Source organism: Nocardioides lijunqiniae (assembly GCF_015024225.1).
Taxonomy (GTDB): domain Bacteria; phylum Actinomycetota; class Actinomycetes; order Propionibacteriales; family Nocardioidaceae; genus Nocardioides; species Nocardioides lijunqiniae.
The window spans coordinates 74,034-89,796 of record NZ_JACJGM010000029.1; the positions used below are offsets into that span (position 1 = coordinate 74,034).

Below are 15,763 nucleotides of genomic sequence, written 5' to 3' on the forward strand. Positions count from 1 at the left end.
GCGCTCAGCCCGCGGCGGGCGGGGCAGGCACGACGACCGGGCGCAGGCTGCGCTCGGAGATGGAGCGGGAGCCGCGGCCGATGGCGACCTGGCCGGACTGCACGAGCTCGCGGACCCCGAAGGGCTCGAGCACGCGCAGGAAGTCGCCGATCTTGGCGGAGTTGCCGACCAGCTGGATGGTCACCGCGTCGCTGGCGACGTCGATGACCTTCGCGCGGAAGAGCTGGACGGTGTCGAGCACCTGGCCGCGGGTCTCCGCGGTGGCGGCGACCTTGACCAGGACCAGCTCGCGGTTGACCGAGGCGTCGGGGTCGAGCTCGACGATCTTGATGACCTCGACCAGCTTGTTGAGCTGCTTGGTCACCTGCTCCAGCGGGGACTCGTCGACGTTGACGACGATCGTCATCCGCGAGATCTCGGCGTGCTCGGTGGGGCCCACGGCGAGCGAGTCGATGTTGAAGCCACGGCGGCTGAAGAGACCGGCGATCCGGGCGAGCACGCCGGGCTTGTTCTCCACGAGCACCGACAGGGTGTGGGTGGCGGCCATCAGAGGTCGTCCTCCTCGAACTGGGGCGCCAGGTCGCGCGCGTACTTGATCTCGTCGTTGCTGGTGCCGGCGGCGACCATCGGCCACACCATGGCGTCGCGGTGGACCCGGAAGTCGACGACCACCGGCACGTCGTTGATCTCCATGGCCTTGGTGATCGTCGCGTCGACGTCCGAGGGGCTGTCGCAGGCGAGCCCGACGCAGCCGTAGGCCTCGGCGAGCTTGACGAAGTCAGGGATCCGCTTGCTGTGGAGGTCGGTGTTGGAGTAGCGCTCGTTGTAGAAGAGCGTCTGCCACTGGCGCACCATGCCGAGCGACTCGTTGTTGATGATCGCGACCTTGATCGGGATGTCGTTGATCGCGCAGGTGGCCAGCTCCTGGTTGGTCATCTGGAAGCAGCCGTCGCCGTCGATGGCCCACACCGTGGTGTCGGGGCAGCCGACCTTGGCGCCCATCGCGCCCGGCACCGCGAAGCCCATGGTGCCGAGGCCGCCGGAGTTGATCCAGGTGCGCGGCTTCTCGTACTTCACGAACTGCGCGGCCCACATCTGGTGCTGGCCGACGCCCGAGGTGTAGATCGCGTCCTCACCGGCGATCGCGCCCAGGCGCTCGATGACGTACTGCGGCGAGAGACCGCCGTCGGTGGGCTCGTCGTAGCCCAGCGGGTAGGTGCGCTTCACGCCCGAGAGGAACTCCACCCACCCCTCGTAGTCGCCGGTGGTGCCGGCGTCCGCCTCCGCCTGGAGGGCGATGACGAGGTCGCCGATGACCTCGCGGACGTCGCCCACGATCGGGACGTCGGCGTGGCGGTTCTTGCCGATCTCGGCGGGGTCGATGTCGGCGTGGATCACCTTGGCGCCGGGGGCGAACGAGTCGAGGTTGCCGGTCACGCGGTCGTCGAAGCGGGCGCCCAGGCTGATGATCAGGTCGCTGCGCTGGAGTCCGGCGACCGCCGCGACGGTGCCGTGCATGCCCGGCATGCCGAGGTGCTGCGGGTGGCTGTCGGGGAACGCGCCGCGCGCCATGAGGGTGGTGACGACCGGCATGCCGGTCAGCTCGGCGAGCTGCCGCAGCTCCTTCGAGGCGCCCGAGCGGATGGTGCCGCCGCCGACGTAGAGCACCGGACGGCGCGACTCCAGGATCAGCCGGGCGGCCTCGCGGATCTGCTTGGCGTGCGGGCGGGTCACGGGCCGGTAGCCGGGCAGGTGGAGCTCGGTGGGCCAGTCGTACGTCGTCATCGACTGCAGCGCCGACTTGGCGACATCGACGAGCACCGGGCCGGGTCGGCCGGTCGAGGCGATGTAGAACGCCTCGGCGACGGTGCGCGGGATGTCGGCGGGGTCGGTGACCAGGAAGTTGTGCTTGGTGATCGGCATCGTGATGCCGCGGATGTCGGCCTCCTGGAAGGCGTCCGTGCCGATCGAGGCGGCGCCCACCTGACCGGTGATCGCGACCAGCGGCACCGAGTCCATGTGGGAGTCGGCGATCGGCGTCACCAGGTTGGTCGCGCCGGGTCCGGACGTCGCCATGCAGACGCCGACCTTGCCCGTGGCCGAGGCGTAGCCCTGGGCGGCGTGGCCCGCGCCCTGCTCGTGGCGCACCAGGATGTGACGGATCGAGGAGTCCATGAGCGGGTCGTACGCCGGCAGGATCGCGCCGCCGGGGATGCCGAAGATGTTCTCCGCGCCGGCTGCTTCCAGCGACTTGATCAGGCTCTGCGCGCCTGTCATGTGCTCGCTCATCAGATGGTCTTCCTTACGTCTGGTCTGGCACTGCTAGCGGTGTGGCCCCAACAAAAAACCCCTCGGTTGCCGGGGCAACGAGGGGTGACGCGCTGGCTGGTCGTGAGATCAGCGGGCGCGTCCCGGGCGTACGAGGAGGTCGAGGTTCATGGACCCACCGTAGCGCCGCGGTCTCGTGCCGTCAGCCAAGTGTCGCAGGCGTCCCAGGATGCGGGACGCCGGTCCCAGCATGTGGCCAACGGCCGTCGTCAGGAGCGGCCGATCCAGGTCGTGATGCAGGCCTGGTTGCCCTGCGGGTCGGCGAGCACCCAGAAGCGCGGGGCGACGGCGTCGCTGACCATGGTCCCGCCGGCGGCGAGCGCGGCCCGGATGCGGCCGTCGGCCTCCTCGGGCGGGATGCGCAGGTCCAGGTGCCAGCGCTGGCGAGGGGTCTCGTGCTGCTCGGTCTCCTGGAACCAGATCGTCGGTCGGGTGCCGGTGGGGTCGACGAGCTCGACGTCGTCGTCGGTCGCCTCGTAGCCCAGCAGGGCGATCCAGAACGGCTTGATCTCGTCGGCGTCCCAGGTGTCCAGCCCCAGCTCGAGCACCGACACCCCGGCCGGCTCGGGGGTGGCCCCCAGGCTGCCGGCCAGGTCGCTGATGCGGCGGGCCAGCGCGACGTCGCGGCTGGTCACCCCGCCGACGTCGTGGCTCGTGAGCCGGACCGTCACCCGTGGGTAGGTCAGGTCGATGTCGGGGTGGTGGTCGGCCTCCTCGGCCGCCTCGCCGATGGCGTCGACCAGGCGCACACCCGTCGCGAAGTCGCCGGTCTCGAAGCGGGCGTGCAGCGTGGAGAAGAGCAGCCGCCAGTCGGCGAGCAGCTCGGTCTCGAGCTCGTGCCCGGTGAGGACCCGCCTCGGGTCGTCGTCCTGCGTGTCGCGCTGGTCATCGCTCTGGTCCTCGCTCATGGCAGCACCACCTGTCCTATCGGTCCGGGGTTGAAGGCGATCTCCCATCGATACCCGTCGGGGTCGCCGAAGTAACCGCTGTAGCCGCCCCACTCCCGCTCGAACGGCGCGTGCACCGGGTCGGCGCCGGCCGCGCGGGCGGTCTCGAGCACCCCGTCGACCTCGTCCTTGGTGGCGACGTTGTGGGCGAGCGCGAACGGCGCCACGCCCTCACCGACCGCGATCGGCCCGACCTCGGCCTCGAAGGCCGCGCGGTCCCACAGCGAGAGCACCAGGAGCTCGCCGACGCGGATCATCAGCACCTCCCCCGGCACGTCGAGCTCGGCCTGCCAGCCGAGCCCGCCCAGGTAGAAGGCGCGGGAGGCGTCGAGGTCACGGACCGCCAGGGTCACGAAGCTGATGCGCTGGTCCACCTCAGGGACCCTGCCACAGGTCGCTCAGCGCCGCCCGCTGTCGACCCGCCTCGGGGCTGAGGGGGTGCCATGTCTCGGGGCTGATCTGGGTGCCGCGCGCTTAGCCGGTCGCGTCTCCGCCTCAAGGATCGCCTGCGGCGCCCGCTTCGCGGCGCCCTTCGGGCGTCCTTGACCCGGAGCCTCTCTCGACCGGCTTGACGGCGCACGGGGCGACACGGGCTTCGCCCGCGCCGCCCGCGCAATGCGCGGCACCCCTGGTGGGGCTGGTGTGACTGGTGGTGCGTCCACCGACACTCAGCGTCGGCAGTTGGTCACCGCATGAGGCCGGCCAAGCGTGGAGACGTCGGCGTGAGGCTCGAACTGCCGACGTAGGTGACCGATAGGCAGGGCCCGCGCTTATGCGGGCGGCGCGGCGAAGCCGCCGCTGCCCGTGCGCCGCCCTAGCAGCCCGGGAGAGGCTCGGAGTCAAGGACGCCCGAAGGGCGCCGCGAAGCGGGCGAAGCTCCTTGACGCCGAGACCCGGGCTGCTAGCGCGCGGGCCAACCCCAGCCACGAGGCTTAGGGTCGGTGCATGACCGATGGCATCGACCCCACCGTCCCTCCCAGCGGCACCGGCTGCGTCGAGTGCGACGCCGCAGGTGGCTGGTGGGTCCACCTGCGACGCTGCGCGCAGTGCGGCCACGTGGGCTGCTGCGACAGCTCGCCGTCGCAGCACGCCACCGCACACTTCCGCGAGAGCGGTCACCCGGTCATGGCCAGCTTCGAGCCGGGCGAGGACTGGTTCTGGGACTTCGAGCGCGAGGTGGGCCTCCTGGGTCCGGCGCTGGCGCCGCCGACGTCGCACCCCGAGGACCAGCCGGCGCCCGGACCGCAGGGTCGGGTCCCCGCCGACTGGCAGGACCACGTGCACTGACCCGCCCGGTGGGTCGAGGGGTCTCCCTCAGCCGCCGATGGTCTGCGTGATCTCCCGGCGGCGGTCGTCGGCGACGACGCGCGCGCTGGCGCCGTTGACCAGCGGCAGGAACGGCTGCACGTGGCCGAACTCCAGGTCCATGACGACCGGCAGGTCGAGCATGCCCAGCGCGTCGGCCACCGCCTCCTGCTGGGTCATCCGCTTGGCGTCCGGGGCCGCCGTGCGGCCGATGAGGATGCCGGAGGCCTCGTCGAACCACCCGGCCAGCCGGAGCCCGTGCAGCATCCGACCCACGGCGGGCGCCTCCGCCTCGCAGGCCTCGAGGTAGACCAGCAGGCCTTCGTCGGCGTGCTCGCGGCCGAACGCCGGCACGTCGCCGTACGGCGTGCCGGCCAGCGGGCTCAGCACCTCCAGGCAGCCGCCGACCAGGATGCCGCTGACGTCGACGCCGCCGCCTCCGAGGACCTTCCACGGGCCCTCGCGGTCGAGCGCCATCGAGGTGACCTCGGGCTCCTCGACGTAGTCGGTCCAGCCCTCGCGGTAGAGCCCGGGGCTGGACTGCGTCACCGGGCCGGTGGTGCTCGCGACGTCGAGCCAGTGGGCGAGCCCGGGCGCCGGGTCGTACGGCGTGTCCATCAGGTTGAGGCTGTGCAGGCTCGCCCAGCCGAGGCGCAGCGTGATCGGCAGCATGACGGTCGACAGGTCGCTCCAGCCGACCAGCCAGGTCGGCTCGGCCGCGGAGAGCGCGTCCCAGTCGAGCTCGTCGAGCAGGTCGATCGCGAGCTCTCCGCCCCAGGGCGGCACGACCGCGGCGATCGCCGGGTCCGTCAGCATCGCCGTCAGCTCTGCGGCGCGTGCGGCCTTCGGGGCCGACGTGACGCCCTCGGCCGACATGCACTCCCCCACGACGACGTCGTAGCCGCGCTGCCGCAGGTAGGCGACGGCCACGTCGAGCCGCGGCTGGAGGTCGGGGCCGACGCCGCTGGACGGCGCGGTGACGCCGATGCGGTCGCCGGGACGGAGCGGTGGTGGGAACCTCATGGACTCAGGCTGTCAGCCGCTCCAAGGTGCGTCGAACGCTTTCCAGCCCGGCGTCCACCTCGGCGAACGACGTGGACAGCGGCGAGAGCCCGAGGCGCAGGCCGTGGGGGTCGCGGTAGTCGGGGATGACGTCCTCGGCCCAGAGCGCCGCGGTCACGTCGCGCATCGCCGGGTGGTTGAGCGTCACGTGACCGCCACGGCGGTCGGCCTCGCGGGGCGAGGCGACCGAGACGCCCGGGAGCCGCTCGTCGGCCAGCAGGATCGCGTGCTCGGTGAGGGCGACCGACTTGGCGCGCACCGCGTCCATCCCGACCTCCTCGATCAGCGCGAGCATGTCCTGCATCGCGAGCATGCCGACCACCGGCGGGGTGCCGCTGAGCATCCGCCGGATGCCGGGGGCGGGGCGGTACTCCGGGCCCATGAGGAACGGGTCGCTCGCGCCCATCCACCCCTGGACCGGCTGACTCACCTCGTCGAGCAGCCGCGCGGCGACGTAGACGAACGCCGGCGCGCCGGGGCCGCCGTTGAGGTACTTGTAGGTGCAGCCGACCGCGAAGTCGGCCTGGCACTCGTCGAGGCGGAGCGGGACCGAGCCGACGGAGTGGCTCAGGTCCCAGAGCACGAGCGCGCCGGCGTCGTGCGCGATCGCGGTGAGCCCGGCCATGTCGGCGAGGTGCGCGGAGCGGTAGGCGACGTGGCTGAGCACCACCAGCGCCGTCTGCGGCCCGACGACGGCGGCGAGCTGGTCGGCCTCGACGCCGGCGGCGGTGTCGACCTCGATCCAGCGCAGGGTCAGCCCGCACTCGCGCGCGACGCCGTCGGCGACGTAGCGGTCGGTGGGGAAGTTGTCGCGGTCGATCACGATCTCGGTGCGACCCGGCCGGGCCGCGACGGCGGCGCGCATCGCCTTGTAGAGGAGCACCGTGGTGGAGTCGCCGACGACCGTCTGTCCCGGGGCAGCCCCGAGCACGACGCGGCCGAGGTCGTCGCCGATCACCTCGGGTAGCAGGAACCAGCGCTCGTCCCAGCCCCGGATCAGCCGCCCGCCCCACTCCTGCTCCACGAACTCCGCGAGCCGCGGTCCGGTCGCGCGCAGCGGGCGCCCGAGGGAGTTGCCGTCGAAGTAGACGAGCGGGCTCTCGGCACCGATGAAGCGGTCGCGGTACGACGCCAGCGGGTCGCGCCGGTCGAGGTCGGTCGGGGCGGTGGGGTTCTGCACGGTCGCGACGGTATCGCCCGGCCTCGGGGCTCCGCTCACTGGAAGCTGATGAACCGCACCCGCGGCCGCAGCCGGTGGACCTCGCGCGGACCCATCCGGTTGACGTCCTCGTCGTAGAAGAGCTTGAAGCCCATCGAGAACTGGCTCGGCCGCGCCACCGCGCCGTACGTCGCCCGCTTCTGCGTGCGCGTGCCGAACCCGTCGACGTGCTGCACCATCGCCAGGCCGGCCCGGGGCCGCACCCGCCGGACGTCCTCGATCATGGACGTGCGGAACTGGTGGAGGACGAAGAGCTTCTCGGGCAGCTGGTGCGTGGCGGTCAGCTGCGAGAGCCAGGCGGACACCCGGTTGACCTCGCGTGCGCGCACCGACCCGATGACCTGCCCCGGCCGCTCGCGGCGCTTCATCCGCCACTCCGGGTCCAGGGCCAGGCCGACGTGGGGCTGGCGCAGCGCCCACTCCCACCGCTTCGCGACCGTCAGGAAGTCGGAGCGGCCCGGCTGGAGGTCGAGCAACAGGAGCGCGCCGTCGCGGTGGGCGGCGCGCACGTAGCTGCGCACCGCCGCGCGGTCGATGTCGTGGCTGAAGTCGCCGTCGGGGCCCGGTCCGCCGTCCGCGACGGTGACGATGAGCTCGTAGACCGGCTGCACCGGTCGGCCCGGCCGGGCGAACGGACGCGCCGCCCGCCGCAGGCGGCGGATCGCCTGGTCGGGGCCCGTCTCCCCCAGCACCCCGAGCGAGCCGGTGCCGGCGGTGCCGTAGTAGGCGACGAGGAAGTGGCCGCCGCCGAAGACGCGGGTGCGGCCGCCCGGCAGGGTGGCCGCGGTGGCGGGCGGTGGCGGCGCGACCGGGGTGGCCGGGGCCGAGGGCGCCGGGGTGTCGGGAGTCGAGCTCGGCGTGGGCGCCGTGGTCGGCTCGGCGTCGGACGCAGGCTCGTTCGCAGGGTCGCTCGCGGGGCCGTCCGGGGACCCCCCGGCCGCCCAGGCGACGCCGATCAGGCCCAGCATCAGCGCGGCCACGAGGAGCAGGACCAGCCGGCTGCGGTCGGGGCCCGCGGTCACGCCGTCACGCGCCGGACACCGGCTCGGGGTCGTCGTCGAAGGCGGGGATCCCGTCGATGCTGGCGCGGTTCTTGAGGCGGCGGTAGGCGACGACGCCGTCGGCGCCGCGGCGCTCCATGTTGGGGGTGAGCAGGTCGCGCTCGCCGTCGAGCGACATCAGCGGCAGCGAGTAGCCGCAGGAGTCGCTGACCCGCTCGACGTCGACCACGATGACCGCGCGGGCGGCGGGGTTGGCCGGGAAGCGCGCGGCCCACACGGCGTAGTCGTCGTCGTAGAGGCCCACCACCCGGCCGCGTCCGTGCAGCCGGACGATGTTGGGCTTGGCCTCGAACGAGCAGAACATCACGGTCACCCGCCCGTTCTGGCGCAGGTGCGCGATCGTCTCGGCCCCGCTCGCGGTGAGGTCGAGGTAGGCCACCGTGTGCTCGTCGACGACCACGAACGTGTCGGCCAGGCCCTTGGGAGAGACGTTGACGTGGCCGTCGTCGCCCGAGGGCGCGGTGGCCACGAAGAACACCGGCTGCCGCTCGACGAACTCGCGGACCCGGCCGGCGATCCCGTCGTGGACCTTGCCCACCTCAGCGCCCCATCAGGACGTGACGGCGCCGTGGGCCGCCGACTGGACGACCTTGGCGTACTTGCCGAGCACCCCGCGGGTGTACTTGGGCGGCAGCGGCTCCCAGCCGACCTTGCGGTCCTCCCAGTCACCGTCGATCTCGACGTCCAGGGTGCGGTTGAGCACGTCGAGCGTGATCTGGTCGCCGTCACGCACGTAGGCGATCGGACCGCCGTCGACGGCCTCCGGAGCGACGTGGCCGACGCACAGCCCGGTCGTGCCGCCGGAGAAGCGGCCGTCGGTGAGCAGCAGGACGTCCTTGCCGAGGCCGGCACCCTTGATGGCGCCGGTGATGGCGAGCATCTCGCGCATGCCCGGACCGCCCTTGGGGCCCTCGTAGCGGATGACGACGACGTCCTTGGCCTTGATCTGGCCGGCGGCAAGGGCGTCCATGGCGGCGCGCTCGCCGTCGAAGACGCGCGCCGTGCCGGTGAACACCGAGTCGTCGAAGCCGGCGCTCTTGACGACGGCGCCCTCGGGGGCCAGCGAGCCCTTGAGGATCGTCAGGCCACCGGTGCGGTGGATGGGCCGGTCGAGCTTGCGGATCACGTCGTCGTCGACCTCGGGAGGCGCGATGTCGGCGAGGTTCTCGGCCATGGTGCGGCCGGTGACGGTCAGGCAGTCGCCGTGCATCAGGCCGGCGTCCAGCAGCGCCTTCATCACCATCGGGATGCCGCCGACCTTGTCGACGTCGTTCATGACGTACTTGCCGAACGGCTTGAGGTCGCCGAGGTGCGGCACCTTGTCACCGATGCGGTTGAAGTCGTCGAGGGTCAGGTCGACCTCGGCCTCACGGGCGATGGCCAGCAGGTGCAGGACGGCGTTGGTGGAGCCGCCGAGGGCCATGACGACGGTGATGGCGTTCTCGAACGCCTCCTTGGTCATGATCTGGCGCGCGGTGATGCCGCGGCGCAGCATGCCGACGACGGCCTCGCCGGAGCGGTGGGCGAACCCGTCGCGGCGACGGTCGACGGCCGGCGGGGCGGCCGAGCCAGGCAGGGACATGCCGAGGGCCTCGCCGACGGCCGCCATCGTGTTGGCGGTGTACATGCCGCCGCAGGCGCCCTCGCCGGGACAGATGGCGCGCTCGATCTTGTCGACCTGCTCGCGCGACATCTTGCCCGCGAGGCAGGCGCCGACGGCCTCGAAGGCGTCGATGATCGTGACGTCCTTGCCGTCGACCTGGCCCGGCATGATCGAGCCGGCGTAGAGGAAGACGCTGGCGAGGTCGAGGCGGGCGGCGGCCATGAGCATGCCGGGCAGCGACTTGTCGCAGCCGGCGAGCAGCACCGAGCCGTCGAGGCGCTCGGCCATCATCACGGTCTCGACCGAGTCGGCGATGACCTCGCGCGAGACCAGCGAGAAGTGCATCCCCTCGTGACCCATCGAGATGCCGTCGGACACCGAGATCGTGCCGAACTCCAGCGGGTAGCCGCCGGCGGCGTGCACGCCGTTCTTGACGGCCTTGGCGAGGCGGTCGAGCGAGAGGTTGCAGGGCGTGATCTCGTTCCAGCTGGACGCGACGCCTATCTGGGGCTTCTCCCAGTCGTCGTCGCCCATGCCCACCGCTCGGAGCATGCCGCGGGAGGCGGCCTTCTCCAGGCCGTCGGTGACGTCGCGGGAGCGGGGCTTGAGGTCGTGCTGCGGGGACTCGTCGCTCATGGCCACGAGCCTATCGGCGTGGCGCACGACACGGCGGGCGGTCTCGAGGCGGGGATGCGGGGCCGCACTCCCTACGCTGGACCCATGACCTCCGCCTCCGCCGTCCCGTGGACCGACTTCGACGCGATCCTGTTCGACCTGGACGGCGTGGTGACCCCCACGGCCGAGGTCCACATGCGGGCCTGGGCCGAGATGTTCAACGGCTTCCTGGAGTCCTGGTCCGGCAGCGGCGACACCGCTCCCTACACCGACGCCGACTACTTCGCCCACGTCGACGGCAAGCCCCGCTACGACGGCGTGCGCGACTTCCTCGCCTCGCGCGGCATCGAGCTCCCCGAGGGCAGCGACGACGACGCCGGCACCGAGGAGACCGTCAAGGGCCTCGGCAACCGCAAGAACGACGCCTTCAACGTGGTGCTCGAGCGCGACGGCGTCACGGCCTACCCCGGCTCGGTGGCCCTGCTCGACCACCTGCGGCAGCTCGGCCTGCCCCTGGCGGTGGTCTCGTCCTCGGCCAACGCCCCGTCGGTCCTCGAGACGGCCGGGCTGTCCGACCGCTTCCAGACCGTCGTCGACGGCAGGGTGGCCAAGGAGCTGGGCCTCGCCGGCAAGCCGGCGCCCGACACGTTCCTGCACGCCGCCGAGGTGCTGGGCGCCACGGCCGCGACCTCGGTCGTCCTGGAGGACGCGGTGTCCGGCGTGCGCGCCGGTCGTGCGGGCAGCTTCGGGCTGGTGATCGGCGTCGACCGCGGCGCCGGCCACGAGACCCTCACCGAGGCCGGCGCGGACCTCGTCGTCTCTGACCTCGCGGAGACCCTCCCGTGAGCCGCACCCCGGTGGCTGCGGATCCCATGGACCGCGGCCGCTTCCCCGCGGACCCGTGGCGGCTCGTCGAGTGCGCCTACCGCCCCGACGACCTCGGGGTCACCGAGACGCTCTTCACGGTGGCCAACGGCTACCTCGGCATGCGCGCCAACCCCGAGGAGGGCCGCGACGCCTTCGCCCACGGGACCTTCGTCAACGGCTTCCACGAGACCTGGCCGATCCGCCACGCCGAGACGGCGTTCGGCTTCGCCCGCACCGGACAGACCATCGTCAACGCGCCCGACGCCAAGCTGCTCAAGCTCTACGTCGACGACGAGCCGCTCATCCTCGGCACGGCCGACCTCGAGCACTACGAGCGCAGCCTGGACTTCCGCGACGGCGTCCTGCGCCGCAGCCTGGTGTGGCGCACGCCGTCGGGCAAGCGCGTGCGCATCGACTCCACCCGCATGGTCTCCATGACCCAGCGCCACCTCGCGATCATGACCTTCGAGGTCACGATGCTGGAGGGCGACGCGCCCCTGGTCATCTCCTCGCAGGTGCTCAACCGCCAGGACGGCGAGGACGAGTACCACGTCCCCGAGGCCGCGATGGGCGAGTCGGGCGACCCGCGCAAGGCGGCGGCGTTCGAGGGCCGGGTGCTGATGCCCGAGGGCCACTACGCCCGCGAGGACCGGATGATGCTCGGCTACCGCTGCGCCAACTCGCAGATGACCATCGCCGTCGCGGCCGACCACCACCTCACGACCGAGGACGAGCACGAGGTGGTCGTGCGCGAGCACGAGGACCTCACCAAGATGGTCATCCGCGTCGAGGCCACCGAGGGCCGTACCGTCCGTCTCGAGAAGGTCGTGGCCTACCACACCTCCCGCGGCGTGCCCGTCGCCGAGCTGTCCGACCGCTGCGACCGCACGCTCGACCGCGTCGGGCGCCACGGCATCGAGCACTACCACGACGAGCAGCGCGACTGGTACGACCGCTTCTGGCGCCACGCCGACGTGGAGGTGCCGGGGGACGACGCCCAGCAGCAGGGCATCCGCTTCAACCTCTTCACGCTCGCCCAGGCGAGCGCGCGGGCCGACCAGCAGGGCGTCCCGGCCAAGGGCGTGACCGGCTCGGGCTACGAGGGCCACTACTTCTGGGACTCCGAGATCTACGTCGCGCCGTTCCTGACCTACACGCAGCCCCACCTGGCCCGCAACCTGATGCACTTCCGCACGCGCATGCTGCCGGCCGCGCGCACCCGGGCCCGCGAGATGGCCCAGAGCGGCGCGCTCTACCCCTGGCGCACGATCAACGGCGAGGAGGCCTCCGCCTACTACGCCGCCGGCAGCGCGCAGGTCCACATCGACGCCGACATCGTCTACGCCCTCATGCAGTACGTCGCCGGCTCCGGCGACCTCGGCTTCCTGCTGCGCGACGGGGTCGACGTGCTGGTCGAGACCGCCCGCATGTGGGCCGACCTCGGCTTCTGGCGCAGCAACGGCGACCGCTCGTTCCACATCCACGGGGTCACCGGGCCGGACGAGTACACGACCGTCGTCAACAACAACCTGTTCACCAACGTGATGGCCCGCTTCAACCTCGAGCAGGCCGTCGCGACCGTGGAGCTGATCCGCGACCACCACCCGGTGGAGTACTCCCAGCTCGTGCACCGCCTGCGCGTGAGCCCGGAGGAGATCGAGGAGTGGCGCGCGTGCGCCGTCGGGATGCACATCCCCTTCGACGAGGGCCTCGGCATCCACCCGCAGGACGACTTCTTCCTCGACCGCGAGGTGTGGGACCTCTCCCGCACCCCGGAGGAGAACCGGCCGCTGATGCTGCACTACCACCCGCTGGTGATCTACCGGTTCCAGGTGCTCAAGCAGGCCGACGTCGTGATGGCACTGTTCCTGCACGGCGACCGCTTCACCCCCGAGGAGAAGCGGGCCGACTTCGAGTACTACGACCCCATCACCACCGGCGACTCGACGCTGTCCGCCGTGGCGCAGGCCATCATGGCCGCCGAGGTGGGCTACCACGACGAGGCGCTCGGCTACTTCCGCTCGGCGCTCTACGTCGACCTGGCCAACCTCCACGGCAACACCGTCGACGGGATGCACGTGGCGTCCGCGGGCGGGGTGTGGAGCGCGCTGGTGTTCGGGTTCGCGGGCATGCGCGCGTACGGCGCCGAGCTCACCTTCGACCCGCGGCTGCCCGACGGCTGGGACGCCCTGCGCTTCCCCCTCACCTGGCGCGGCTGCCGGATGCGCGTCGAGGTCACGGCCGAGCACTTCCGCGTGACCGTCGACGGCCCCAACACCGAGCCGGGCGAGGAGGTCACCGACGACCGCGACGGGCTGCCCGTCACGCAGGAGGGACGCGTCGTGCTGCGCCTGCGCGGCACCCAGCACGTCGTCCGGCCGGGCCACCCGCTGGAGGTCGAGCTGGACGGCCACGGCGACCGGATCGACGGCGACCTCGGCTACCGGCCGCTGGTCGGCGGGCACCGGGCTGACGGCACGCAGATCACCGCCGGCGTGCCGGACCCGATCGACTTCGGCGAGGAGAGCGACGAGACCTACCTGCCGCCGGACCCGCCGCCCATGGGACCGCACGTCCCGCAGGAGTGAGCCGGGCCTGAGGGCTCACACCTTCGCGGCGCGCACCACCAGCACGTCGGGCAGGTTGCACACCAGCTGCCGCCAGGTCTCCCCCGCGTCGGCGGAGCCCCACACGGCGCCGTTGCGCGCTCCGACGTACAGGCCCGCGGAGTCGTGGGCGTCGGCGGTCATCGCGTCGCGCATCACGCCGACGTAGAAGTCGTTGGGCAAGCCGTCGCCCAGCTCCTCCCAGGTGTCGCCGGCGTCGCGGGAGCGGTGGACCCGCGCCTTGGCCTCGGGCGGGTAGCGGCCGTCGCCGGCGCCGATCGGGAACACGAAGATCGTGTCCGGCTCGTGCGGGTGCACCACGACCGGGAAGCCGAAGTCGGAGGGCAGGCCGTCGCCGATGTAGTCCCAGCTGCCGCCCTCGTCGTCGGAGCGGTAGACGCCGCCGTGGTTCTGCAGGTACAGCCGCTCGGGACGGGAGGGGTGCCGGGTCACCTTGTGCACGCACTGCCCGAACTCGGGGTACTGCTCCCCCTCGGGCAGGAACTCCGCACGGATGCCCTGGTTGCGCGCGGTCCACGAGCCGCCGCCGTCGGTGGTCTGGTAGACGCCGCCGGTGGAGATGGCCACCGTCACCGAGTCGGCGTCGGCCGGGTGCGGCAGGATCGTGTGGAAGGCCTGGCCGCCGAAGCCGGCGCCCCACTCCGGGCGCTGCGGGTGGTTCCACAGGGCCTCCTCGAGCGCAAAGGTGCGGCCGTGGTCCACCGAGCGCCACACCGCGCCGGGCTCGGTGCCGGCCCAGACCACGCCGGGCTCGCTGCCGGGGGCCAGCTGCCAGACCCGCTCGACCGAGGCGTCGTAGCCCTCGGGGAAGCGGACGCCGGAGCCCTCCTGCCACGTCGCGCCGAGGTCGTCGGACCAGCGCACCTGCGGCCCGAGCCACGTCGACGAGGCGCCGGAGTAGAGCCGGGGCGCGTCGCCCCGGACGTCGACCATGCAGGAGTAGACCTCCTCCATGTCCTGGTGGGGACCGGTGAACTCCCAGTCCGCGCGCTCGTCGTCGGACCTCCCGATCCACAGGCCCTTGCGGGTCCCGACCATCAGCACCGTGCCCATCTGCGACTCCCTCGTCTCGACCGACCTCACTCTTCTCCTAGATTGACCCGGTGACCAGTCCCAACTCATCGGTGCGGCCACGCGGTCTCGTGGTCTCGCCGATCTGGCTGGTGCTGGTCGGCATCCTGTCCGTGCAGCTGGGCGCCGGCGTCGCCAAGAGCCTCTTCGACGAGATCTCGCCGACGGCCATCGTGTTCCTGCGGCTCGCCACCAGCTCGATCATCCTGTGGCTGCTGGCCCGGCCCACCCTGCGCGGCCGGTCGCGCCAGGACTGGCAGGTGGTGCTCGGCTTCGGGCTCAGCCTGGGCGTCATGAACTGGGCGATCTACCAGTCCTTCTCGCGGATCCCGCTCGGGATCGCGGTGACGATCGAGTTCGTCGGGCCGCTGACGCTCGCCGTGCTGGGCTCGAGGCGGGCGCGCGACCTGGTCTGGGTCGGTCTGGCGGCCGTGGGCGTCCTGCTCCTGGGCTTCGAGCGCACCGACCTGTCGGTCGCCGGCGTGCTCTACGCGCTCCTCGCGGGCGTCGCCTGGGGCTCCTACATCCTGCTCAGCGCCTCCACCGGCCGGCGCTGGCCCGGCTTCGACGGGCTGACCCTGGCCAGCATCGTCGCGACCGCCCTGCTGCTCCCCTTCGCACTGGACGCCGGCGGCTCGACGCTCGCGGACCCGCGCATCCTGCTGATCGGCGCCGCGGTCGGCCTCCTCAGCTCGGTCATCCCCTACACCTGCGAGCTGGTCGCCCTCCGCTCGCTGCGCCCCGCGGTCTTCGGCATCCTGATGAGCCTGGAGCCCGCCGCCGCCGCCCTCGCCGGCCTCGTCGTCCTCCACGAGCTCCTCTCCCCCGTCCAGCTCCTCGCCATGGCCTGCGTCGTCGCCGCCAGCATCGGCGCCACCCGCTCCGGCTCCACCATCGCGGAGCCGGTGCCCGACTGACGCGTTCGGTGGTCGAGCGTGAGGAGCGCCCGCGACGAGCGCCGATGTCCGGTGGTTGAGGTGCGAGCGCCAGCGAGCCTCGAAACCACACCCCCGGTGGTCGAGCAGTGAGGAGCGCCAGCGACGAGCGCCGACCCTCGG

Annotated in this window: 14 protein-coding genes; 4 read left to right on the plus strand and 10 right to left on the minus strand. The window is 72.3% G+C overall.

Annotated features, from left to right (window positions below):
- Positions 1–4: 4 nt before the first annotated feature.
- The 4 genes from ilvN to IRQ30_RS17100 form a co-directional block, all read right to left on the minus strand.
- Positions 5–547 (minus strand): acetolactate synthase small subunit, encoded by a 543-nt coding sequence (gene ilvN, locus IRQ30_RS17085; RefSeq protein WP_193610185.1) that lies wholly within the window; start codon positions 545–547, stop codon positions 5–7.
- Positions 547–2,289 (minus strand): acetolactate synthase large subunit, encoded by a 1,743-nt coding sequence (locus IRQ30_RS17090; protein WP_420827614.1) that lies wholly within the window; start codon positions 2,287–2,289, stop codon positions 547–549. The genes ilvN and IRQ30_RS17090 overlap by 1 nt, the downstream gene beginning before the upstream one ends.
- 248 nt (positions 2,290–2,537) lie before the next feature.
- The gene (locus IRQ30_RS17095) at positions 2,538–3,236 is read right to left on the minus strand and encodes a 4a-hydroxytetrahydrobiopterin dehydratase (protein ID WP_193614180.1); all 699 of its coding nucleotides are present in this window, start codon (positions 3,234–3,236) and stop codon (positions 2,538–2,540) included.
- Positions 3,233–3,649 (minus strand): VOC family protein, encoded by a 417-nt coding sequence (locus IRQ30_RS17100; RefSeq protein ID WP_193614181.1) that lies wholly within the window; start codon positions 3,647–3,649, stop codon positions 3,233–3,235. Before IRQ30_RS17100 ends, IRQ30_RS17095 begins: the two co-directional genes overlap by 4 nt.
- 571 nt (positions 3,650–4,220) lie before the next feature.
- On the opposite strand from IRQ30_RS17100, the gene IRQ30_RS17105 reads away from it, so the two are divergent.
- A complete protein-coding gene (locus tag IRQ30_RS17105; protein ID WP_193614182.1) occupies positions 4,221–4,562 on the plus strand; it encodes a UBP-type zinc finger domain-containing protein in 342 nt (113 codons plus the stop codon).
- 27 nt (positions 4,563–4,589) lie between these two features.
- Here IRQ30_RS17105 and IRQ30_RS17110 read toward each other — a convergent pair whose 3' ends face one another.
- The 5 genes from IRQ30_RS17110 to ilvD are packed head-to-tail and all read right to left on the minus strand — an operon-like array spanning position 4,590 to position 10,161.
- Positions 4,590–5,603 carry a S66 family peptidase gene (locus IRQ30_RS17110; protein WP_193614183.1) on the minus strand — a complete coding sequence of 338 codons (1,014 nt, stop codon included), beginning with the start codon at positions 5,601–5,603 and terminating at the stop codon, positions 4,590–4,592.
- Between the two features lie 4 nt (positions 5,604–5,607).
- On the minus strand, positions 5,608–6,822 hold the full coding sequence (locus IRQ30_RS17115) for an aminotransferase class V-fold PLP-dependent enzyme (protein WP_193614184.1): 1,215 nt from the start codon (positions 6,820–6,822) through the stop codon (positions 5,608–5,610).
- A 35-nt stretch (positions 6,823–6,857) separates the two neighbouring features.
- Positions 6,858–7,883 (minus strand): hypothetical protein, encoded by a 1,026-nt coding sequence (locus IRQ30_RS17120; protein WP_193614185.1) that lies wholly within the window; start codon positions 7,881–7,883, stop codon positions 6,858–6,860.
- 4 nt (positions 7,884–7,887) lie between these two features.
- On the minus strand, positions 7,888–8,460 hold the full coding sequence (locus IRQ30_RS17125) for a pyridoxamine 5'-phosphate oxidase family protein (protein ID WP_193614186.1): 573 nt from the start codon (positions 8,458–8,460) through the stop codon (positions 7,888–7,890).
- 12 nt (positions 8,461–8,472) lie between these two features.
- Complete coding sequence (gene ilvD, locus IRQ30_RS17130; RefSeq protein WP_193614187.1) at positions 8,473–10,161, minus strand: dihydroxy-acid dehydratase; 1,689 nt, start codon at positions 10,159–10,161, stop codon at positions 8,473–8,475.
- An 84-nt stretch (positions 10,162–10,245) separates the two neighbouring features.
- Between ilvD and IRQ30_RS17135 the strand changes: the two genes are divergently transcribed.
- Positions 10,246–10,986, plus strand: coding sequence for an HAD family hydrolase (locus tag IRQ30_RS17135; protein WP_193614188.1), 741 nt, complete (start codon positions 10,246–10,248; stop codon positions 10,984–10,986).
- Between the two features lie 26 nt (positions 10,987–11,012).
- Entirely contained in the window at positions 11,013–13,595 is a 2,583-nt protein-coding gene (locus IRQ30_RS17140) for a glycoside hydrolase family 65 protein (RefSeq protein WP_193614197.1), read from the plus strand.
- 15 nt (positions 13,596–13,610) lie between these two features.
- On the opposite strand, the gene IRQ30_RS17145 is transcribed toward IRQ30_RS17140, so the two are convergent.
- Positions 13,611–14,687, minus strand: a complete 1,077-nt coding sequence (locus IRQ30_RS17145) for a WD40/YVTN/BNR-like repeat-containing protein (protein WP_193614198.1) — start codon at positions 14,685–14,687, stop codon at positions 13,611–13,613.
- Between the two features lie 50 nt (positions 14,688–14,737).
- Here IRQ30_RS17145 and IRQ30_RS17150 point away from each other — a divergent pair, with 50 nt between their 5' ends.
- Positions 14,738–15,622 carry an EamA family transporter gene (locus IRQ30_RS17150; RefSeq protein WP_193614189.1) on the plus strand — a complete coding sequence of 295 codons (885 nt, stop codon included), beginning with the start codon at positions 14,738–14,740 and terminating at the stop codon, positions 15,620–15,622.
- Positions 15,623–15,763: the final 141 nt, after the last annotated feature.

Coding starts and splice junctions, on each gene's coding strand:
- ilvD (WP_193614187.1), bottom strand. CDS start 10,161: ATGAGCGACGAGTCCCCGCAGCACGACCTCAAGCCCCGCTCCCGCGAC.
- IRQ30_RS17145 (WP_193614198.1), bottom strand. CDS start 14,687: ATGGGCACGGTGCTGATGGTCGGGACCCGCAAGGGCCTGTGGATCGGG.
- IRQ30_RS17090 (WP_420827614.1), bottom strand. CDS start 2,289: ATGAGCGAGCACATGACAGGCGCGCAGAGCCTGATCAAGTCGCTGGAA.
- IRQ30_RS17095 (WP_193614180.1), bottom strand. CDS start 3,236: ATGAGCGAGGACCAGAGCGATGACCAGCGCGACACGCAGGACGACGAC.
- IRQ30_RS17105 (WP_193614182.1), top strand. CDS start 4,221: ATGACCGATGGCATCGACCCCACCGTCCCTCCCAGCGGCACCGGCTGC.
- IRQ30_RS17140 (WP_193614197.1), top strand. CDS start 11,013: ATGGACCGCGGCCGCTTCCCCGCGGACCCGTGGCGGCTCGTCGAGTGC.
- IRQ30_RS17135 (WP_193614188.1), top strand. CDS start 10,246: ATGACCTCCGCCTCCGCCGTCCCGTGGACCGACTTCGACGCGATCCTG.
- IRQ30_RS17110 (WP_193614183.1), bottom strand. CDS start 5,603: ATGAGGTTCCCACCACCGCTCCGTCCCGGCGACCGCATCGGCGTCACC.
- ilvN (WP_193610185.1), bottom strand. CDS start 547: ATGGCCGCCACCCACACCCTGTCGGTGCTCGTGGAGAACAAGCCCGGC.